The organism is Kitasatospora sp. NPDC094019 (genome assembly GCF_044764505.1).
In the GTDB taxonomy this organism is placed as follows: domain Bacteria; phylum Actinomycetota; class Actinomycetes; order Streptomycetales; family Streptomycetaceae; genus Kitasatospora.
The window spans coordinates 1-20,597 of the sequence record NZ_JBIWIF010000002.1 but is presented as its reverse complement, the minus strand read 5'-3'; the positions used below and the strand labels follow the sequence as shown (position 1 = coordinate 20,597).

General features: G+C 73.6%; 14 protein-coding genes, 2 rRNA genes and 1 pseudogene. 10 read left to right on the top strand and 7 right to left on the bottom strand.

Features of this window, described 5'->3' with window-relative positions; all coding sequences use genetic code 11:
• Positions 1 to 106: 106 nt before the first annotated feature.
• From ACIQ9P_RS05160 to ACIQ9P_RS05140, 5 genes are all read left to right on the top strand, one after another.
• Positions 107 to 769, top strand: a complete 663-nt coding sequence (locus tag ACIQ9P_RS05160) for a TetR/AcrR family transcriptional regulator (RefSeq protein ID WP_402349923.1) — start codon at positions 107 to 109, stop codon at positions 767 to 769.
• A gap of 196 nt (positions 770 to 965) precedes the next feature.
• The gene (locus ACIQ9P_RS05155; RefSeq protein WP_402349920.1) at positions 966 to 2,738 is read left to right on the top strand and encodes a serine/threonine-protein kinase; all 1,773 of its coding nucleotides are present in this window, start codon (positions 966 to 968) and stop codon (positions 2,736 to 2,738) included.
• Between the two features lie 266 nt (positions 2,739 to 3,004).
• Complete coding sequence (locus ACIQ9P_RS05150; protein ID WP_402349917.1) at positions 3,005 to 4,186, top strand: agmatine deiminase family protein; 1,182 nt, start codon at positions 3,005 to 3,007, stop codon at positions 4,184 to 4,186.
• Between the two features lie 197 nt (positions 4,187 to 4,383).
• Entirely contained in the window at positions 4,384 to 4,833 is a 450-nt protein-coding gene (locus ACIQ9P_RS05145) for a peptidase inhibitor family I36 protein (RefSeq protein ID WP_402349914.1), read from the top strand.
• Between the two features lie 138 nt (positions 4,834 to 4,971).
• The gene (locus ACIQ9P_RS05140; RefSeq protein ID WP_402349911.1) at positions 4,972 to 8,694 is read left to right on the top strand and encodes a hypothetical protein; all 3,723 of its coding nucleotides are present in this window, start codon (positions 4,972 to 4,974) and stop codon (positions 8,692 to 8,694) included.
• Positions 8,695 to 8,802: 108 nt separating this feature from the next.
• On the opposite strand, the gene ACIQ9P_RS05135 is transcribed toward ACIQ9P_RS05140, so the two are convergent.
• Positions 8,803 to 9,741 carry a LysR family transcriptional regulator gene (locus ACIQ9P_RS05135; protein WP_402349908.1) on the bottom strand — a complete coding sequence of 313 codons (939 nt, stop codon included), beginning with the start codon at positions 9,739 to 9,741 and terminating at the stop codon, positions 8,803 to 8,805.
• A 203-nt stretch (positions 9,742 to 9,944) separates the two neighbouring features.
• Between ACIQ9P_RS05135 and ACIQ9P_RS05130 the strand changes: the two genes are divergently transcribed.
• Together ACIQ9P_RS05130 and ACIQ9P_RS05125 are read left to right on the top strand one after the other, a co-directional pair.
• Positions 9,945 to 11,105 (top strand): iron-containing alcohol dehydrogenase, encoded by a 1,161-nt coding sequence (locus tag ACIQ9P_RS05130; RefSeq protein ID WP_402349905.1) that lies wholly within the window; start codon positions 9,945 to 9,947, stop codon positions 11,103 to 11,105.
• Positions 11,106 to 11,842: 737 nt separating this feature from the next.
• A pseudogene (locus tag ACIQ9P_RS05125) lies at positions 11,843 to 12,556 on the top strand (chitosanase); the annotation flags it as partial.
• 143 nt (positions 12,557 to 12,699) lie between these two features.
• Here the strand turns inward: ACIQ9P_RS05125 and ACIQ9P_RS05120 are convergent.
• On the bottom strand, positions 12,700 to 13,275 hold the full coding sequence (locus tag ACIQ9P_RS05120; protein ID WP_402349902.1) for a TetR/AcrR family transcriptional regulator: 576 nt from the start codon (positions 13,273 to 13,275) through the stop codon (positions 12,700 to 12,702).
• A 223-nt stretch (positions 13,276 to 13,498) separates the two neighbouring features.
• Between ACIQ9P_RS05120 and ACIQ9P_RS05115 the strand changes: the two genes are divergently transcribed.
• Entirely contained in the window at positions 13,499 to 14,236 is a 738-nt protein-coding gene (locus ACIQ9P_RS05115) for an SDR family oxidoreductase (RefSeq protein WP_402349899.1), read from the top strand.
• Between the two features lie 47 nt (positions 14,237 to 14,283).
• Here the strand turns inward: ACIQ9P_RS05115 and ACIQ9P_RS05110 are convergent, their stop codons facing one another.
• From ACIQ9P_RS05110 to ACIQ9P_RS05100, 3 genes are read right to left on the bottom strand one after another with little or no spacing between them, the layout of a single operon-like run.
• The gene (locus ACIQ9P_RS05110) at positions 14,284 to 15,828 is read right to left on the bottom strand and encodes a carboxylesterase/lipase family protein (protein ID WP_402349896.1); all 1,545 of its coding nucleotides are present in this window, start codon (positions 15,826 to 15,828) and stop codon (positions 14,284 to 14,286) included.
• Positions 15,818 to 17,203, bottom strand: a complete 1,386-nt coding sequence (locus tag ACIQ9P_RS05105) for an AMP-binding protein (protein WP_402349894.1) — start codon at positions 17,201 to 17,203, stop codon at positions 15,818 to 15,820. Before ACIQ9P_RS05105 ends, ACIQ9P_RS05110 begins: the two co-directional genes overlap by 11 nt.
• Before the next feature lies 1 nt (position 17,204).
• Positions 17,205 to 17,861 carry a phosphopantetheine-binding protein gene (locus tag ACIQ9P_RS05100; RefSeq protein WP_402349891.1) on the bottom strand — a complete coding sequence of 219 codons (657 nt, stop codon included), beginning with the start codon at positions 17,859 to 17,861 and terminating at the stop codon, positions 17,205 to 17,207.
• Positions 17,862 to 17,960: 99 nt separating this feature from the next.
• Here ACIQ9P_RS05100 and ACIQ9P_RS05095 point away from each other — a divergent pair, with 99 nt between their 5' ends.
• Together ACIQ9P_RS05095 and ACIQ9P_RS05090 are read left to right on the top strand one after the other, a co-directional pair.
• Positions 17,961 to 18,809, top strand: a complete 849-nt coding sequence (locus tag ACIQ9P_RS05095; RefSeq protein ID WP_402349889.1) for a hypothetical protein — start codon at positions 17,961 to 17,963, stop codon at positions 18,807 to 18,809.
• A 126-nt stretch (positions 18,810 to 18,935) separates the two neighbouring features.
• Complete coding sequence (locus ACIQ9P_RS05090) at positions 18,936 to 19,277, top strand: hypothetical protein (RefSeq protein ID WP_402349886.1); 342 nt, start codon at positions 18,936 to 18,938, stop codon at positions 19,275 to 19,277.
• An 87-nt stretch (positions 19,278 to 19,364) separates the two neighbouring features.
• Here ACIQ9P_RS05090 and rrf read toward each other — a convergent pair.
• Positions 19,365 to 19,481, bottom strand: a 5S ribosomal RNA gene (rrf, locus tag ACIQ9P_RS05085).
• Between the two features lie 85 nt (positions 19,482 to 19,566).
• A 23S ribosomal RNA gene (locus ACIQ9P_RS05080) occupies positions 19,567 to 20,597 on the bottom strand; the annotation flags it as partial.

The window sequence follows — 20,597 nt, the reverse complement described above, 5'->3', positions numbered from 1 at the left end:
CGAACTGAAAATTCAGTCAAGCATTTGGTTCGGGACTTACCAAGAACCCTGAAACGATCATCAGGAACCTGTCCGACCAGCCAGGAAGCGCGTAGAGTGGGCGCCCATGTCGGACCGTCGGACAGAAATTCTCAGAGCCGCCACCCGCGTGATCGCCCGCCGGGGCGTCCGCGGACTGCGGGTGGGCGAGCTGGCCGCCGAGGCCGGCGTGTCCACCTCGCTCATCTACTACCACTTCACCGACCGGGCCGGACTGCTGCGCCGGACCCTCGACTTCATCAGCGACCGCGCGGACCACTACACCGCCGAACCGGACCCCGCGCCCCGCACCGAGGACCCCCGGGCCGACCTGGAGCAGGTGCTGCTCCTGGAGCTCCAGGACACCGTCGACGTTCGCGAGAACAGCATCGCCTGGGGCGAGTTGAGGGCCACGGCGGTCTTCGAGCCGGACCTCCGGGAGGACCTCGCGCGGACCACCCACACCTGGGTGCACGATGTCGCCGAACTGCTCGCCCGGGCCGACCCCGGCGGCACCGCCCCGGCCCACGCGGCCGCCGCCGAGCGGCTGACGGCGCTGGTCGAGGGCCTCAGCGTGCGCTGGCACAGCGGCTCGCTGCCGGTCGCGCACGCCCGACTGCTGCTGCGCGGGGCGATCGAGGCGGAGCTGGACCGCCACCGTCCGGCCGGCCGCGGCGGCGACACCGGCCCGGCGGCCGTGGTCGGGGCCATTGCCGGGGCGGGCTCCGGGGCCGGATTCGGTCGATCCTGACGAAACCTCTAAACTCGGCGGCACCGCGCGGGCCGGACCTCCCGTTCGCGGGTCCGTTCGGCCCCCGGTCGTTCCGGCATCCGGTCCGTCCGGTCCGCGGTCCGTTCGACCCCGGGACCGGCCGGGCGTCCGCACCCCGCCCCGCCCGGTCCCACCCGGTCCCGCCCAGCTCAGCCCGCCGAGAGAGGCAGCCCGCATGTCCGCTGACCGATCCCCCTTCGCCACGCCGCCGGTCTTCCAGGAGCTGACCCCGGACGACCCCCGCGAGGTCGGCGGCTACCGGCTTTACGCCCGGCTCGGCGCCGGCGGCATGGGCCGGGTCTACCTCTCCTACACCCCCGGCGGGCGGCCGGTCGCCCTCAAGGTGGTCCGGCCCGAACTCGCCGAGGACCCGGAGTTCCGGGCCCGCTTCGCCCAGGAGGTGGCCAGCGCCCGGCGGATCCACGGCCTCTTCACCGCCCAGCTGGTCGACGCGGGCGTGGACGCGGCCACCCCGTGGCTGGCCACCACCTATGTGCCGGGCCCGTCCCTGCAGCAGGTGGTGCAGCGGTTCGGTCCGCTCCCCGAACGGACGGTGCTGCTGCTGATCGCCGGTATCGCCGAGGCGCTCCAGGCGATCCACGCCACCGGGGTGGTGCACCGCGACCTCAAGCCCGCCAACGTCCTGATCGCCCCCGACGGCCCCAGGGTGATCGACTTCGGCATCGCCCGGGCCGCCGACGCGGGGGCACTCACCGGCACCGGCCTGCGCATCGGCTCACCCGCCTACATGGCGCCCGAGCAGGCCACCGGACGGCCCGCGACCCCGGCCACCGACGTCTACGCGCTCGGCGCACTGGCCGTCCAGGTGGCGACCGGCGCCCCGCCCTTCGGGGACGGCCCCGACCCGGCGACGCTCTACCGGACCGTGCACGAGGAGCCCGACCTCGGCGCGGTCCCGGAGGGCCTGCGCGGACTGCTGCTGGGCTGCCTCGCCAAGCGGCCCGAGGACCGCCCGACCACCGCCGAGGTGATCGCCGCCGTCCGCGAGCACCCGGCCGTCGCCGGGCACCTGCGGTTCGGCGAGGACTGGCTGCCGCACCCGCTGACCAGCCAGATCACCCGGCACGCCGAGCTGCCGCAGGTGCCGGCCGAGGCTGTCGGCGGGACGACCGGCGGCCGGCCCGTCGACAGCCGCTCGGACCAGGCCCTGACGGTGCTCGCCCCGGCGGCGGCCCCGACCCTGCTGGCTCCGACGTTCCCGGTCACGGCCACCGCGCCGCCGCCCCGCGCCAGCGCCCGCTCCGCCACCGCCGCCCCGGCCAACGGCCACCCGGCGCCGGGCGACCGCACGCGGGCGGGGAAGAGCCGCGGCCGGAGCCTCGGGCGCACCGCGATGACCGCCGCCGTCGCGCTGACGGTCGGCGCCGCGGCCACGGTACTGCTGCTGGACACCCCGGAGACGGTGGAGGCGGCGACCGCCGAGGACCGGGTGTCCGCCACCCCCTCGCCCGGCGTGCCCGCACCCACGTCCGTACCGGCCTCCCCGCCGGCCCCGGCCGTGCCCACCCCGTCCGCCACCGCGACGCCGTCCGCCACTCCGAGCCCGGGCGCGGAATTCGCCCCCGCCTACCGCGCGGCCGAGCTGACCTCGGCGGACGCCGGCTACGAGGTCGACCTCGCGACCGGCACCGTGGTCCCGGCCGACAGCGTGTCCTGGTACCTCGGCCGGGGCGAGAACGAGTTCCTGATCCCGGAGACCGCCACCTCCTACATCGGCCGGGACGCCTCCCTGGGGGTGGCCGAGTGCGTCAAGGGGCTGAGCGGCCGGCCGACCGGACGGGTGCCGTTCGGCGCCGTCGGGCCCCGGGGCGCCTTCTGCGTCCGGTCCGCGGACGGCCGGTCGCTCGCCGTGGTCCGGGTGCTCTCCACCGCGGGCACCGAGGGGCCGGTCAGCGTGGCCGTGGACCACTACCGCCGCAGCGGCTGAACCCGCCCACCGCGCCTCCCGGCACAGCCGGACCCACCCTGCCCGGAGCCCCGACCGGGCCACGACCGGGGCCCCGACCGGACTGCTCCCGGTCGGGGCTTCACTCTTCTCTCCCATTTGACTGATTTTTCAGTCAATGCGACAGTGCAGTTCACGGCGATGCCGGACGACTCGTCCGCCGCCGGTCCGGCGCCGCCCCGGCGCTCCCCGGAGCCCCGCCCCCTCCGCGCCGGACCGAACCGCTCCCAGCCCCACCGGAGTCCACCGTGTCCCACTCCCCCCTCGCCCGCCGCACCGTTCTGCGTTCGCTCGCCGGAGCCGGTCTGCTCGCGCTCGCCGCCTCCGGCTGCGCCGCCGTGGACGACCTGGTCGACCCGGCCGAACCCTCCTCCCCCGCCACCGACGGGCCGGCCGGAGGCACTCCCGGCGGCACCCCCGGGCGGGGGCGCCGCCTCGGCGCCGAGTGGGAGAAGCACGAGCGGACCGTGATGTCCTGGCCCGCCTCCGAGGACGTCTGGGGCGAGCAGCTCGCCGCCGTCCGGAAGGACATCGCCGAGGTCGCCCGAGCCGTCGGCGAGCGCGAGCCGGTGGTCCTGCTCGTCCGGCCCGGCCAGGAGTCCTCGGCCCGCAACGCCTGCGGCTCCGACGTCGAGCTGCTCACCGTCCCGGTCGACGACCTGTGGGCGCGGGACACCGTGCCGGTGTTCGTCGAGGAGGGCGGCAAGGTCAAGGGCGTCGACCTCAACTTCAACGGCTGGGGCCGCAAGCAGCAGCACGCCAACGACGCCAAGGTGGCCCGGGCCGTCCTGGCCAAGTACGGGATCGAGCGGATCGAGACCCGGCTGGTCGCCGAGGGCGGATCGTTCGAGAGCGACGGCCGGGGCACCCTCCTCATCACCGAGAGCTCCGTCGTCAACGACAACCGCAACCCCGGAATGAGCCGCGACCAGGTCGAGGCCGAGCTCAAGCAGCTCCTCGGCGTCACCAAGGTGATCTGGCTGGCCGGCGTCAAGGGCAAGGACATCACCGACGCCCACGTCGACTGCCTGGTCCGCTTCGCCGCCCCCGGCGTCGTCCTGCTCGACCGCGCCTTCCCCGGCACTCCGCCGGACGTCTGGTCCCGCTCCGCCGACCAGGCCCGGTCGGTGCTCGACGGGGCCACCGACGCCACCGGCGCCCGGCTCAAGGTCGTCGAACTCCAGCAGCCCGACCCCGACAAGATCACCGGGCGCGGCGACGCCTTCGTCTCCTCCTACATGAACTTCTACCTCGGCAACAAGGGCGTCTATCTGCCCCTGTTCGGGGACCCCCGGGCCGACGACCACGCCCACGACGTCTTCCGGGAGCACTTCCCCGGGCGCGAGCTCGTCCCGCTCCAGATCGACACCATCGCCGGCGGCGGTGGCGGCATCCACTGCGCGACCCACGACATCCCCTCGGTCGGCTGACCGGGAGCGGCCCAGGACCCGTCCGTACCGGTCCCTACCTGCGCAGACACGTCATACAGTCAGATGACTGATGCGCCCACGCTTTCCCCTCCCGCAGGCTGATCGTGCGGCGGGCCCAGGACGGGCCCGCCGCCGATGCGCACTGTCAACCAGCCCGGGTCGAGGACCCGGGCGGTCCCCGGAAAGCGAGTTCCACCGTGGCCCTGAAATCGTTCAAGTCGGCTGCCACCGTCGTCGCGGGTGCCGTCGCCGGAGCGGTCATGCTGCTCACGGCGACCCCGGCCTCCGCCGCCAATCCCCCCTACGACGGCTGCCCGGCCTGGGCCCTCTGCCTCTACCAGAACGGCGGCGGCCTGGGCTCCAAGGCGATCGTCGTCCCGCCGTCGGCCGGCGGCGGGACGGAGATCGTGCGCCTCACCAAGGTCCACTTCCTCAACGGCGACCTGGCCAACGACCAGGTGTCGTCCTGGATCAACAACTCCCAGTGCCAGATCGAGTTCTGGGACGACGCCTACGGCGAGCTGCACCCCTCCCAGATCGACTTCGCGTCCTCCTGGAGCTGGGGCACCAAGGGCGACTACAACGCCGGCACCAGCACCTACTACAACAACGACCGGATCTCCGGCCTGCGCTTCTACTGCCCGTAACCCGTACGGCGCATCCGGCGCTCCGGCGCCGTTCGCCCCGACGCCCCCGGCTCCCGCACGGTGCCGGGGGCGTTCCGGCGCGGTCTCCCGGCCCCTCTCCCCGGCCGGGAACACCACCTCGACACGGAACGAGATCCGATGACTCGCCTACGACCGGCGGCCGTGCTGCTCTCCGGCCTGCTGCTCTCCCTCACCCTGCCCGCCCTCTCCACGACCGCCCCCGCCACGGCGGCCGACACCGCGGCGGCCCCCGTCGCCGCGGTCACGGCCGGCCCCGGCGCCGAGGGCCCGGACCTGAGCTCCGCCAACCGGACCGGCCCGCCCCCCGGCATGCCGGACTGGTCCCGGGCCGGCTACCGGGGCGGCCTGCCGCTGCCCGACGACGGCAGCCTGACCGACGACCCCGCCTGCCGGATCACCCCGGACCGGCTGGCCTCCCAGTACGCGGTGCGGCCCAACGACGGCGCCGACGACACCACCGGCCTGCAGCGCGCCATCGACGACATCAAGTCCTCCTGCTCGCCGGGCGCCAACTTCGACCGGCTCTCGCTGATCTCCCTGCCGGCCGGCCGGATCGACCTCTCCCGGCAGATCTACGCCGACGCCGACTACCTGGTCCTGCGCGGCCAGGGCTCCGGCGACGGCGGCACCCGCCTGGTCTTCCGCCCCGACCTCAACACCCGCTACGACACCCTGGTCAACGGCCGCTGGGACCAGGACAGCATGAAGGCCGGCAGCGGCGCCGACGTCGGCACCGGCGGCTGGATCTGGCCCGGCCGCGGCCTGTTCCGCGTCCAGACCCGCGACATCGCCGAGCGCTACCAGGACGACTGGGCCGCCGCCCCGGCCAACCGCAAGGACATCTTCGAGGGCAGCGTCAACCAGCACTGGGCCTCCGGCATCAAGGTGGGCGCCCAGGCCGCCGACCCCGGCTGGGCCGGCCGGCAGGGCCAGAACCTGGTCCAGCTGGACGCCAAGGCCGACATGAAGAAGTTCTCGCCCGGCGGCTACGTCTGGGTCGGCGCCGCCAACAGCGTCAGGTTCTACGAGCAGCAGGGCGTCTCCGACCGCAGCCAGATGGACAACCTGCACATGCGGCAGCAGATGTTCCGGCTCACCGCGATCGACACCGCGGCGAGGACCGTCACCCTGGACCGCCCGCTGGAGTGGGACCTGCCGGTCGACTCCGTCTCCGACGGCTCGGCCCCGCTCGGCGACAAGCCGTACGCCAGCAAGATCACCCCGCTGAAGGTGGTCCAGGGCGTCGGCTTCGAGAACTTCGCCTTCACCCAGGACATGACCGGCCTGCCCAAGCTCGGCGGCGGCACCTACAGCCCCACCCCCGCCCAGGCCGTGCACAACTACGGCAACATGGCGCCCGAGTACGCGATGCACGGCATCGTCTTCAAATGGGCCGCCAACGACTGGGCCCGCGGGCTGAAGGCCGAGATGACCGGCTCGCACCCGGTCGTCACCGAGGACGCCCGCAACCTCCAGATCGAGCGCAACAGCTTCGACGGCGCCTGGAACAAGGGCAAGGGCGGCAACGGCTACCTGCGCGGCAGCCGCGTCTGGGACTCCCTCTACGCCCACAACCTCAGCCGCAACCTGCGCCACTTCACCTTCCAGTGGTCGGCCAGCGGCAACGTCGCCTTCCGCAACGACCTCGACTCCGACCTCAACCTGCACGGCGGGTGGGAGCACAACAACCTGTTCGAGCAGAACACCCTGCGGGTCCCCTACGAGCACCGCTCGGGCAGCTGCGAGACCAACTGCGGCGGCGAGGGCGGCGAGATCGACGAGGGGACCTGGTACCCGGTCTGGTGGGCCGCCGGCCCCAAGGCGGTCAAATGGTCCGGCTCCTCCGGCCCGCAGAACGTCTTCTACAACAACACCATGGTCAAGCAGACCACCCCCGGCGGCGCCTACCTCCCCTACACGCCCTACGGCAACCGGACGGGTACCGCCTACCAGTTCGGCTCCGCCAACGGCACGCCGAGCCGGTTCCAGCCGCTCGCCCAGGGCGGCCAGGCCATCCCCGACTGGGGCGGCCGCGAAACCCTCGACTACACCGGCCAGGGCGTCGTGGCCACCGACGTCGGCAAGCGGCCCTCACTGTTCCTCCAGGACACCGGCGGACTCGACCCCCGCGACAACCACACCCGCCGGGTGGCCACCTGGAACATGCAGGGCGCGCTGACCCCCGAGGGCAACGGCAGCCGCTACACCAACGACCTGCCCCGGCTGTACGGCACCAGCCAGCTCGACGGCCGGGCCGACATCATCGCCCTCCAGGAGGCCGGCGCCCCGCCCGGCGGCGCGACCTTCCTCCAGGAGATCCACACCGCCAACACCCAGTACGTCGACAACCTCGGCTTCACCGTCCCGGTCCGGGAGTACCGCCTCGGCGGCGCGAGCCGGCCCGCCGGCTACCTGTACTGGCTGCGCACCGACACCAGCAACAACCAGTTCGGCCGGGTCAACCTGGCCGTGTTCAGCCGCACCCGGGTCCCGGCGAACGGCGTGTTCACCACCCGCGAGGCCGTCATCGCCGACAACTGGGACTCCCGGCCCGCGCTCGGCGTCAACGTCGACGGCGTCGTCTACTTCTCGGTGCACGGCAGCTCCGGGAGCTCCGGCAGCGACGACCCTCAGCTGCTGAACATCATCCGGGACCGGATGACCGCCGCCGGCCTGCCCTGGATCGCCCTGGGCGACTGGAACCGCGCCCCGGACAGCCTCCAGGCCGCGGTCGGCGACGAGTTCACCGTCCAGGCCACCAACCTTCCGACCCACCCGGTGGACCGGATCGCCGGCACCCGTCGGACCCTCGACTACGCGGTCGTCCCCACCGCCCAGGCGGAGGCGGCCGTCACCGGGGTCCAGCGACTGGGCCTCGACTCCGCCGACCACTACCCGGTCGCGTACGCCCTCACCGGTCTGCCCAACCCGCCGGCGGCGGGCGGCGTGGTCGCACCGGCCAGGCCGAACCAGATCTTCCTGCGCAACGCCGCCACCACCAATGTGGCCGGCCCCGTCAACGCGACCAACCACGCCGTCAACGACCAGCCGCTGAGCCGGACCAACTCCGCCTCCCAGGTGTTCAGCCTCACCGACGACCCCGAACACCCCGGCTTCTTCCGGCTGTTCCACCCGCACGCGCCCTTCGCCGGCCGTTACCTGGGCCAGGAGGGCGGCGCCCGCGACGCCCGGACGGTGCTGTGGGCGAGCGCGGCCCTGGACCAGCTCTGGGCCCGGGCCTACCAGGGCGACGGCACCTACACCCTGGTCAACTACGTCACCGGGCAGTTCCTCACCGACCTCGGCCCCGGCCAGGGCATCGTCGCCCGGGACTGGAACGGTACGGCCAACCAGCGCTGGTTCCTCCAGGACGTCCAGGAGGGCACCAACCTCACCGAGATCGTCGCCACGGACGCCGGCGGCTCGGCCCCGGCCCTCTCGGTGGACGACCTGGAGACGGCGCCCTACCCGGTCTTCCTCGCCCCGGACGCGCACGGGAGCCACCAGCAGTTCAGCAGCATCTCGGCCGGACCGAGCGGGAGTTCCTCCAACTGCGGCTACCTGGTCTACGGCGGGCAGTACGTCAACTCGACGGCGGCCACTCCCGGGAACCCGCAGAACGGCAACTACGTCACCATGGGCGCCTTCCGTCCCAACGACGACGGCTACCTCTGGTGCAGGACGCCCGACGGCCCGAACGGCACCCTGCTGTCCAACTTCTCCGACCCCTACGAACACCTCGACCTGACCCGGAGCACGACGGTCGACACGGTCACCGTCACCCGCCCCGGCACCGGGACCGCCCGCCTCCACTGGCTCTTCCGCACCGCGAGCCAGTGACAGCGGCACCCTGACCGGCCCACCACCACGGCGGCCGCGGTACCCCGTTCCCCGGGTGCCGCGGCCGCCGTCCACGTTCGCGGCCCCCGGGACGCTACCGGTCGGGCGCTACCGGTCGGGCGTGGGCGGGAGGAGTTCGGCGGCGCGTTCGGCGACCTCACGGTGCAGGGCGTCGCGGACGGCCCGGACGGCGGGGTGGGTGACGGCCTCGCGGCGGACCGCGAGGGTGATCGGGAGCCGGATGTCGACCTCCTCGGGCAGCAGCCGCCGCAGCCCGGGCGCCCGGTCGGCGAGGAAGGCCGGGAGCACGCCGACGCCCGTGCCCAGCCGGGTGGCCTCCACCTGGGCGAAGACATTGGTGGAGGAGAACGCCGCTGTGGTGCCCGGCAGATGGCGCTCGATGTCGAGATCGCCGACCTGGAGCATCGACTCGATGTAGAAGACCAGCGGGTGCTCCCGCAGTTCGGCCGCCGCGGCCGGCGCCCCGCACCGGGCGAGGTAGTCGTCACCGGCGTACAGGCCGAGGGCGTAGTCGGTGAGGTGCTCGGTGACCAGTCGGCTCCGGGGCGGTCGGCCGATCGTCAGGGCGAGGTCGAAGCCCGCCGGGCGCAGCGGCAACTCCCTCGTCGCCGTGACGAGTTCGACCTGCAACCGAGGATGGCGCCGACGCACCCGGGCCAGCGCCGGAGTGACGAAGTGGGTTCCGAAGCCGTCCGGCGCGCTGACCCGGACGGTGCCGTGCAGGGACGGCGGGTCCTGGCCGGAGACCGCGTCCACGACCCGGACCAGGGCCTCCTCGATCGCACGGGCGTTCTCGGCGACCGCCCGGCCGGCGTCCGTCAACGCCCAGCCCTCGGTGCCGCGTTCCATCAGCCGCACACCGAGGCTCCGCTCCAGCGCGGTGATCCGGCGGGACACCGTGGTGTGGTCCACGCCCAGCGCGTCGGCGGCGCTCACCAGGCGCCCGGTGCGGGCGACGGCGAGCAGGTGGCGCAGGTCGTCCGCGCGCAGGTCGCGCGGATCGGGCCCACCGGGCCGATCCACCACCGCCGGCTCCGGTGCCGGTGCCGGAGCCGTGGCGTCCGGACGGGGGCGAGGGCGGGGCCGGGGAGGCATCGGGGCAGCCTATCTGCATTTCCGCACACCCCCTGTGCGCGATTGGTGGTTGAACGCACACCCGCACCGGGGGCAGAGTCGGATCGGCCCGCCCGTGCCGGGGCCTCCGTCCTCCCACCGCCTAGGGGTTGCCCGTGGTCGCCAGTCTGTCCCTGCCCCGGATCCTGCGCGTCGGCCGCGGCGCGGCCGAACACCTGGGCGACGTCGTCGCGGGCCTCGGCCTGCGCCGCCCGCTCCTGGTCACCGACGCGTTCCTGGTCGGCACCGGCGCCGCCGAGCGGCTGACGGAGATCCTGCGCCGGGCCGGGCTCCAGCCCGCGCTGTTCGACGGCACCGTGCCCGACCCGACGACCGACTCCCTCGTCCCCGGCCTGGAGGCGCTGCGCGCGCACGGGGCGGACTCGGTGATCGGGTTCGGCGGCGGCAGCCCGATGGACACCGCCAAGGCCCTCGCCCTGCTCGGCGTCCAGGGCGGCCGGATGCGCGACCACAAGGCGCCGCACGTCAACCTCGGCCCCGCCCTCCCCGTGATCGCCGTCCCCACCACCGCCGGCAGCGGCTCGGAGGCGACCCAGGTCACCGTCATCACCGACAGCGCCACCGACGAGAAGATGATGTGCCTGGGTCCGGCGTTCCTGCCGATCGCCGCCGTCGTCGACATGGAACTGACGCTCTCGATGCCGCCCCGGCTGACCGCCGACACCGGTGTCGACGCGCTCACCCACGCCGTCGAGGCGTACGTCAGCCGCAAGTCCGGCCCCTTCACCGACGGTCTGGCCCTCACCGCGATCGCGACCATCGGCCGCCATCTGCGCCGCGCCTACGCGGACGGTTCGGACTCCGAGGCCCGGGAGGCGATGATGCTCGCCGCGACCCAGGCCGGCATCGCCTTCTCCAACTCCAGCGTCGCCCTCGTGCACGGCATGAGCCGCCCGATCGGCGCCCACTTCCACGTCGCCCACGGCCTGTCGAACGCCATGCTGTTCCCGGCCGTGACCGCCTTCTCCGTCCACGCCGCGCCCGAGCGCTACGCCGACTGCGCCCGCGCCCTGGGCGCGGCCACGACCGCCGACTCCGCCACCGCGGCCTCGGCCAAGCTCGTCGACGCCCTGCACACCCTCTGTCGTGACCTGGACGTCCCCACCCCGCGCAGCCACGGCATCGACCACGCCGCCTGGACCGATCTCACCCCGCTGATGGCCGAACAGGCCCTGGCCTCCGGCTCCCCCGCCAACAACCCGGCCGTGCCCACCGCCGCCCAGATCGAGGAGCTGTACGCCCGCGTGTACGCGTGAGCCCGCGGCCTCGGCGCCGGACCGTCGGCCTGTCCGGGGCGCTCCCGCCGGCGCGGCCTTCCCGGACTGAACCGCCTTACCGGCCGGGCCCGTTCCCCTGCTCGACGGCAACCGGCCGGCCGGGTCCGCGGGATCCGGCGCGGCGGGCAAGGGAGGACACAGCCATGGCGGAACGGCACGGAGTGACCAGCGGGACCGGGCGGCGGCGGGCGGGCCTCGCCGCGCTGGTCGTGGGCGGCCTCGGCGCGGCGGTGGGCGGCGCCGCACTCACGGCCTGCGGCCCGGCGGATCCGGCGCCGGCCGCCGCACCGGCGGCGTCCCGCCCCACCGCGCCCGGCATCGAGGGCATCACGGCCGCCACCCCGGCCCCGGATCCGGCGACCGTCCCGTCCGTCCCGACCGAGCCGCCCGCCGGGACACCGGGCGCCGCGCCCGCCGGCCGTCCGAGCCCGTCGGCGGCCGCCCCGACGACGGCCAAGGCTCCGGCCAAGGCCCAGGTCCCGCCCGCCCCGGGGACGGCGGCGGGCCGGCCGGCCACGACCGCCGCCCGGGCGCCCCAGCCAAGCCAGGCACCCCAGTCCGCCCGCACCACCCAGCCCGGTCCGGCGACCGGTGCCCCAGGCGGTCCGGGCGCCACCGTCCCCGAGCCCCCGGCCGCGCCGGCTCCGGTCGCACCGAGCAACCCGCCGGCCCCCGGCCCGGCCGTCCCACCGCCCGGCCCCGTGACCCCCGAGGGCGGCACCGGCCTGAACAGCCCGCGGCTCAAGGACATCGCGCAGCAGCTGGTCTCCAGCGCCGAGAACTCCTCCCTGAACTGGCGTGCCCAGTACACCTACATCGAGGACATCCACGACGGCCGCGGCTACACCGGCGGCATCGTCGGCTTCACCTCCGGCACCGGCGACATGCTCCAACTCGTCCGGCGCTACCAGGTCCTGAAGCCGGGCAATGTGCTCGCCCGCTACCTCCCGGCCCTGGAGAAGGTGGACGGCTCCGCCTCGCACTCCGGCCTGGACCCGTCCTTCGTCGCCGACTGGCACCGGGCCGCCCAGGACGCGGCCTTCCAGCAGGCCCAGAACGACGAGCGCGACCGGGTCTACTTCGACCCCGCCGTCGACCAGGCCAAGGCGGACGGCCTGCACGCCCTCGGCCAGTTCGCCTACTACGACGCCCTGGTGATGCACGGGCCCGGCAGCGACCGGCTCAGCTTCGGCGGCATCCGGGCCGCCGCCCTCGCCAAGGCCAAGCCGCCGTCCAGGGGCGGGGACGAGACCGCCTACCTGAACGCCTTCCTCGACGCCCGCCGCGCGGCGATGAAGGCCGATTCGTCCCACCAGGACACCGGCCGGGTCGACACGATGCAGCGGGTCTTCCTCAAGGCCGGCAACCTCTCCCTGGCCACGCCCCTGCGGTGGACGATCTACGGCGACGCGTACAGCATCACGTCCTGACGGCTCCCGGGGCGCTCCCGCACCGGGAGCGCCCGTCGCGGGAGCGCCCGTCGCGGGAGCGCCCGTCGCGGGAGCGCCCGTCGCGGGAGCGCCCGTCGCGGGAGCGCCCGTCGCGCGCCGGGCCGCGCACCCGGGCCCCGGCCTCAGCGCCGGACCGTCAGCCCGTCCAGGGTGAGGTCGAGCAGCCGCTCGGCCTGCGGGCGACGGTCGGCACCGGCCGAGGTGAGGGCGATGCCTTCGAGGGCGGCGGCGAGGTCGGCCGGGCCGATGTCGGTCCGGATCACCCCGGCGGTCGCGCAGGCGTCCATCAGCGTCGCGACCGCCTCCCGGATCAGCTCCCGGCTGCGACCGTAGGGGCTCTCCCCCACGGCGGCGGCGGCCCGCAGCGCGTCGATCATGCCGTACTTGGCCGTGACGTAGTCGAGGAACAGCCGGGTCCAGGCCCGCAGGGCCTCGGCCGGCGGATGCTCGGCGAGCAGCGCGGGCGCCGCCTCGCACAGCCGGGCCACCTCGTTCCGGTAGACCGCCTCCACCAGGGCCTCCCTGGTGGGGAAGTTGCGGTACAGGGTCGCACTGCCCACACCCGCCTCCTTGGCGACGCGCTCCATCTGCGCGTCCAGCCCCTGCTCGGTGAACACCCGCACGGCGGCCGCCAGGATCTTCTCCCGGTTGCGCCGCGCGTCGGCCCGCAGTGGCCGCCGCGCCCCGTCGTCCGTCAAGACCGTCCCTCCTCGCACCACCGACCTGCCCGAACCACCGACGCCCGAAGCACCGACCCGCCCGAAGCACCGACCTGCCCGAACCACCGAACCCTCTCGAACCACCGGCCGGATTGCCAAACGGGGACTCCCCCACTTAGCCTGCGGAGAAACGGGGATGCCCCCGTTTCCACTTCGCGACGGCGCACCGAGCCGCCGCACACCCACGAAGGGACGGCCGGCCATGTCGGGAATCCGGGGCAAGGTCATCGCGATCACGGGCGCCAGCAGCGGGATCGGTGAGGCGGCCGCGGTCCACCTCGCCGAACGGGGCGCCCGGCTCGTCCTCGGCGCCCGCCGGGAGGACCGGCTGACCGCGGTCGTGGACCGCATCACGGCCGAGGGCGGCACCGCCACCGGCGTCCTCGTCGACGTCACCCGCCGCCAGGACCTCCGGCGACTGACGGACACCGCCGTCGAACGGTTCGGCCGACTGGACGTACTCGTCTCCAACGCCGGCACGATGGCCGTCTCACCGTTCGACGACCTGCGCCAGGACGACTGGGACGCCATGGTCGCGACCCACATCACCGGCTTCCTCAACGGCATCGCCGCCGCGCTGCCGCTCTTCCGCCGCCAGCGCTCCGGGCACTTCGTCACCATCGGCTCCACCGCCGCCCACACCGTCCGGTCGCCGCAGGGCGTCTACGCGGCCACCAAGACGGCGGTGAAGGTCCTGACCGAGGGCCTGCGCCAGGAGTCGGGGCCCGACCTCCGGGTCACCCTGGTGTCACCGGGCTTCACCCACACCGAGGGCGTCGGCAAGGGCGCCGGCCCGGCGGTCGCGGCGGCGCTGATCGAACAGCGCGACGCGATCGCCATGCCGCCCTCCGCCGTCGCCGCCGCCATCGGCTTCGCGATCGAGCAGCCCGACGGCGTGGACGTCGGCGAAATCGTGGTCCGGCCCACCGCGCAGAGCTGACCGCACCCGCCCCGGGCCTCCGCGGCCGCCCGGCCGGGCGGCCGCCGTCACCCGAGCGGCTCGGCCACCCGGCGGACAGCGGCCCACGCGGCACGCCGGGCGGCGAAGGGGTCGGCGACCGAACGGGTGGGGGTGCCGAGGACCAGGGTCTCCCGCCCGTCCTCGGTACAGGCGGGCCAGGGTCCGACGCCGGGAACCTCGGGCCGTCCGTCGCGGCAGTACGTGATCCAGGCGGCACTGGCCGCCCGCGCCAACGCGGCGTTGGCCGGACTGCGGGACACCAGCGCCGCGTGCCGCAGGTTGTCGAAGAAGAAGAGGACGTCCTCGCCGTGACTGCCGGTGCCACCGGCGAAGACGTACGCGTAGGTCGGAGCGGTCGCGTTGGCGCTCCGCGCCGAGGCCAGGTCCAGGGCCGGGAAACGGTACAGCGCGTCGGTGGTGACCGCGACCGCGATCCGCCGCGCCGGGTCGCGCGGCCGCTCGCGCCGGTACTCGGCGATCAGCCCGGTGACGTCGCACCGGGCGATCCGCGAGCAGCGCCGCGCGAACTGCGCCTCGCTCAGGCCCTCCCAGGAGGCCCGGTCCGCGTCGATGGTCCGGGTGGTCTCGTGCAGGGAACTCCCGATCAGCAGCGGCACCTCCGGGGCCGCGCCGGCGGCCAGGTCCGCGTAGCACCGCTCCTCGACCGGCTCCCCGTCGACCGAGGGCTGGAACGCGAAACGGTCCCGCGCCCGCAGCACCGCCTGGGCCTCCAGAAGCCGGGCGGCCGGGACGGCGGCGAGCAATTCGGTCCGCTCCGCCGGGACGTCCAGCAGCCGCAGCAGGCTCCGCGCGGCGTCCTCCGGTGTCGCCCCGAAGGCGCGCCGGGGCGGGGGCGGACTGCTCAGCACCGCACGCCGGAACGGCGGTTCGGGCGCGCCGTCCGACAGCAGGGCGGCCACCCGGGAGGCGCCGCGCGAGCCACCGGCCAGGGTGAGGTTCGCCGGGTCGCCGCCGAAGGCCGCCACGTTCTCCCGCAGCCAGTCCAGCGCCGCCCGCAGGTCCAGCAGCCCGGCCCGGCCGGAGGACGCGTACTCGGGACGTCCGGTCCAGGACAGGTCCAGGTGGCCGAGGACACCGAGGCGGTGGTTGACCGTCACCACCACCAGATCGCCCGCCCGGGCGAGGGCGGCCCCGTCGAACCGCGGCCAGTCGCCCGCGCCGAAGTCCGTACCGCCGTGCAGCCAGACCAGCACCGGACGGGACGCCGGAGGGCGGACACCCGGCGTCCAGACGTTCAGCACCAGACAGTCCTCGCCCTGCGCGCCCGCCTCGGCGGGGATGCCGAAAAGCGGCAGCAGCGAGACCACCGCCGGGCGCGCCCCGAACGCCTCGGCCAGTGGCCGCTGCGGGCAGGCCGGGCCGTAGGCGTCCGCGTCCCGCACCCCGGCCCAGCCCTGGTGCGGCCGGGGCGGCCGGAACCGGGCCGCACCCCCGGTCCCCGCCGCGTACGGGACACCGAGGAAGGCCGTCACCCCCTCGGCCTCCACCCCGCGCACCCGGCCCGAACCGGTCTCCACCACCGGCGCCCCGGCTCCCGGCTCAGAGCGCATCGGCCAGCTCCCGCAGCCGGCCGAGATCGACCTTGCCCGAGCCGGTGTGCGGCAGACCCGGCGTCGCGCGCAACGCCAGACACTCGGCCGGCAGTCCCAGCTCGCGCAGCACGTCCAGCCACGCGTCCCGGAACGGCTCGGTGCGGCCCTCGACGAAGACCACGGCACTGTCGGCCGCCGTCGGCACCACCGCCGCCGGGCCGACCGCCGCCAGCCGCCGCTCGATCTCGTCCGGGAGGACCCGCTTGCCGTACAGCTTCAACTGCCGGTCCTTGCGGCCCAGGACGTAGAGCATCCCGCGCTCCAGCCGGCCGAGGTCGCCGGTGTGCAGCACCTCGGGCACACTGCGCCCCTCGGCCAGGTCGGCCCGGCCGGACGCGTAGCCCAGCATCACGTTGGGCCCCTCGTAGACGATCTCGCCGACGCCGTCCGCGTCGGCGCCCTCCAGCCGGATCCGGCCGCCCGGCACCGGACGCCCGACCGAACCGAGGTGCTCGAACAGCTCGTCCGGGTCGAGACAGCACATCCGCGCCGTGGCCTCGGTCGCCCCGTACATCGGGCAGAACCCGCCGCCGCGCCCGGCCATCAGCCGCCCGAAGTGCTCGACCAGGGCCGGTTCCAGCGGGCCGCCGGCCTGGTAGGCGAGCCGCAGCGCGGGGAACGCGTCCGGCCGCCAGCCGGTGCTGTGCAGCAGGCGGTAGGTGAGGGGGACCGCCCCCAGGTCGGTCACGCCCGTCCGCGCGACGAGCTGCCAGAACCGCCGCGAAGTCGGGCTGAGCCGGGAGAGCACCAGCGGTGCGCCGGCCACCAGGTGGGAGTTCACGACGGACAGGCCGAAGCTGTAGTCGAACGGCAGCGAGGTGACGCCGACGTCCTGCGGCCCGATGCCCAGCGCGGACGCGACCGCCCCGGCGTTGGCCGCCAGATTCGCGTACGACAGCCGGACGGCCTTGGGACGGCCCAGCGAGCCCGAGGTGGTGATCAGCGCCGCCAGCTCGGGGTGGATCGCGCTCCCGGCGGCCCCGACCCGGCCGAGCAGCCTGGCCCCGCACGGCTCCCCGACGGCGCGGTACCCCGCCGGGACCGGCTCGTCACCCGCGTCGAGCGCGAACTCCGGCCGGTAGGCGGCCAGCAGGGCGTCCCGGGTGGCCAGGTCCGGCCGCTCCTTCACCAGGACGGCGTGGCCGAGGTCGAGGGCCCCCAGATACGCCAGCAGTCCGGCCGGGCCGCGCCCGGTGAGGATCGCGACCAGGGCCTTGTCCGGCCCGGCGAGGCCGCGCCGGACCGCTTCCAGGCCGGCGGCGACGGTCGGGGCGGGTACGGCGTCGACGCCGTCCACGAGCGCGGGCGCCGCCGCGAACCGGAGCGCGTGCACGTCACGCCACCCGCGGGGCGGCCAGGGGCCGTGCGGCCAGCAGCCGGGCGATCCCGCGGACGGTGCCGGCGGTGAACAGCTCGACCACGCCCAGCGGCGCGTCGTACGCCTCCTGGACGGCGTGCAGGAAGGCCACCGCGACCAGCGAGTCCCCGCCCAGCTCGACGAAGTCGTCCAGGGCGCCGACCCGCGGCAGGCCGAGGAACCCCGCGAGCCGGCCCGCCAGGTCCGCCTCCGGCCCGTCGGCCGGCGCCTCGTAGCGGGACACCTCCGCGCCGCCGGACACGGCGGCCCCGGCCGCGAGTTCCTCGAACGTCCCGAGCGGCGGCGCGGGGATCCGGGCCACGGGCAGCACCGCGGGCTCGGTCTCCAGCCCGGCCGCGACCAGCGAGGCGCGGAGGTCCTCGCGGACCTCCAGCGCCGTGGACATCTCGTCGAGCACCACCAGGACGCCGACCCCGGCGCCGACGGGCGCCACCACCGCGTCCAGCACGCCCGGGTGCGCCGCGAGCGCCCGCTCGACCACCACCGTCGGCGTCGGAACCGGTGCTGGCGCCGGTACCCGTACCGGCTTCTCGACTACCCCACCCATGACGCTCCAGTCCCTGGTCTCCGGCTTGACGGCCACCAGTCTGCACAGCTGCTGACGGCCAGTCATATTCGCTCACCCCAATGGGTGATCTCCGTCGGCCGGGTGCCGCGCTCCCCCGGCCCGACCGCCAGGATGTCGGGTGCCGTCACCGATTCCGGAGGTCAGATGAGCCTCGCCGTCCGACACACCCAGCGGCTGGAGCGCGGCCGGACGCCGTTCCTCGCCTGCCGGGCGGATCCCCGGTTCTCCTACTGCCTGTACGTGCCGCCCGTGTCTCCCGGGGCCCCGGACCGGCCCCGACCGCTGCTGGTCGTCGTGCACGGGGACCGTCGCACCGCCGAGCGCTACCGGGACGCGCTCACGGACTTCGGCGACACCCACGGGTGCGTGGTCCTCGCACCGCTGTTCCCGGTCGGCGTCCCGGAACCGGAGGACGTGCTGAGCTACAAGCGACTCCGCCGCCGTGACGTCCGGTTCGACCTGGTGCTGCTGCGGATGGTCGAGGAGGCCGCCGCCCGGTGGCCGGTGCGCGCGGACCGCTTCCTGCTGCACGGCTACTCCGGCGGGGGACAGTTCGCCCTGCGCTTCTCCTACCTGCACCCCGAGCGGCTGGCCGGGGTGTCGGTCGGCGCGCCGAGCTCGATCACCCGGCTCGACCCGGCGCTGCCCTGGCCCGCCGGAATCGCGGACGTGGCCGAGAAGTTCGGCGTCGAGCACCCACTGAACACGCCGCACTCGCCGATCACCGCGCTCGCCCCGCTCGCCCCGCTTCCGCCGTCGATGCCGGTACCGTCTGCCCTGCCAATGCACCTGACCGTGGGAGCGCTGGACACCCGGCCGCTCCGCAGTCCTCCGCACGCCACCCGGCTCGGCCAGACCCTGGCGCTGCACCAGCACCTCCTGGAGCGGGACATCCCGGCCACCCTGGAGGTCGTCCCCGGCATCGCCCACAACGGCTTCGCCCTGCTTCCGGCCGCCACCCGTTTCCTGAGCACCCTGCTCCCCGCCGTCTGAACGCCCGTCGTCCGCCCGGCCCGACACGCCACGGGCGGCGGACCATCGCTCACCACCCCCGATACCGCACCTACTGTCACCTCTGTACCGATCAGGAGCATCCTCGGACAGAAGCGGAGAAACCTCATGAACCGTCACATCGGCCGGACCCTGGCCCTGCTCGCCGTACTCGGCCTCGCCGCGATCCCGACCGCGGCGAGCGCCGACGTCGTCTCCGGCGGCAACCACGGGACCGTCATCGTCGGTGACGGCAACCAGGTCGCTGGATACGACATCATCGACGCCGGCCACGACGCCACCGTCGGCTCCCACAACGGTTCGAGCGGGGTGGCCGGCACCGCCGTCGACTCGGCCCAGGCCGCCGGCGGCAACTACGGGACGGTCATCGTCGGTGACGACAACCAGGTCGCCGGGGACGACGCCATCAACGCCCTCAACGACGCCACGGTCGGCTCCTACAACGGCTGACGCGCCGAAAGCGGAACGCACCGAGAAGCGTCCCATAAACGCAAAGAACCCCCGTCGGTTTCCCGACGGGGGTTCTTCACAATGATTGTTCGGCGGCGTCCTACTCTCCCACAGGGTCCCCCCTGCAGTACCATCGGCGCTGTGAGGCTTAGCTTCCGGGTTCGGAATGTAACCGGGCGTTTCCCTCACGCTATGACCACCGAAACACTATGAAACTGTCAACCGCACCCGAATCCTGGCCAGGATCGGGGGTCGTTGTTTCAGAACAACACAGTGGACGCGAGCAACTGAGGACAAGCCCTCGGCCTATTAGTACCGGTCAACTCCACCCCTCACAGGGCTTCCATATCCGGCCTATCAACCCAGTCGTCTACTGGGAGCCTTACCCTCTCAAGGAGGTGGGAGTGCTCATCTCGAAGCAGGCTTCCCGCTTAGATGCTTTCAGCGGTTATCCCTCCCGAACGTAGCCAACCAGCCATGCCCTTGGCAGGACAACTGGCACACCAGAGGTTCGTCCGTCCCGGTCCTCTCGTACTAGGGACAGCCCTTCTCAACACTCCTACGCGCACAGCGGATAGGGACCGAACTGTCTCACGACGTTCTAAACCCAGCTCGCGTACCGCTTTAATGGGCGAACAGCCCAACCCTTGGGACCTACTCCAGCCCCAGGATGCGACGAGCCGACATCGAGGTGCCAAACCATCCCGTCGATATGGACTCTTGGGGAAGATCAGCCTGTTATCCCCGGGGTACCTTTTATCCGTTGAGCGACGGCGCTTCCACAAGCCACCGCCGGATCACTAGTCCCGACTTTCGTCCCTGCTCGACCCGTCAGTCTCACAGTCAAGCTCCCTTGTGCACTTACACTCAACACCTGATTGCCAACCAGGCTGAGGGAACCTTTGGGCGCCTCCGTTACTCTTTAGGAGGCAACCGCCCCAGTTAAACTACCCACCAGACACTGTCCCTGATCCGGATCACGGACCCAGGTTAGACATCCAGCACGACCAGAGTGGTATTTCAACGACGACTCCACCATGACTGGCGTCACGGCTTCAAAGTCTCCCACCTATCCTACACAAGCCGAACCGAACACCAATATCAAGCTATAGTAAAGGTCCCGGGGTCTTTCCGTCCTGCTGCGCGAAACGAGCATCTTTACTCGTAATGCAATTTCACCGGGCCTATGGTTGAGACAGTCGAGAAGTCGTTACGCCATTCGTGCAGGTCGGAACTTACCCGACAAGGAATTTCGCTACCTTAGGATGGTTATAGTTACCACCGCCGTTTACTGGCGCTTAAGTTCTCAGCTTCGCCTGG

Coding starts and splice junctions, on each gene's coding strand:
- ACIQ9P_RS05140 (WP_402349911.1), top strand. CDS start 4,972: ATGACTCGCCTACGACCGGCGGCCGTGCTGCTCTCCGGCCTGCTGCTC.
- ACIQ9P_RS05090 (WP_402349886.1), top strand. CDS start 18,936: ATGAACCGTCACATCGGCCGGACCCTGGCCCTGCTCGCCGTACTCGGC.
- ACIQ9P_RS05115 (WP_402349899.1), top strand. CDS start 13,499: ATGTCGGGAATCCGGGGCAAGGTCATCGCGATCACGGGCGCCAGCAGC.
- ACIQ9P_RS05160 (WP_402349923.1), top strand. CDS start 107: ATGTCGGACCGTCGGACAGAAATTCTCAGAGCCGCCACCCGCGTGATC.
- ACIQ9P_RS05110 (WP_402349896.1), bottom strand. CDS start 15,828: ATGCGCTCTGAGCCGGGAGCCGGGGCGCCGGTGGTGGAGACCGGTTCG.
- ACIQ9P_RS05095 (WP_402349889.1), top strand. CDS start 17,961: ATGAGCCTCGCCGTCCGACACACCCAGCGGCTGGAGCGCGGCCGGACG.
- ACIQ9P_RS05155 (WP_402349920.1), top strand. CDS start 966: ATGTCCGCTGACCGATCCCCCTTCGCCACGCCGCCGGTCTTCCAGGAG.
- ACIQ9P_RS05100 (WP_402349891.1), bottom strand. CDS start 17,861: ATGACTGGCCGTCAGCAGCTGTGCAGACTGGTGGCCGTCAAGCCGGAG.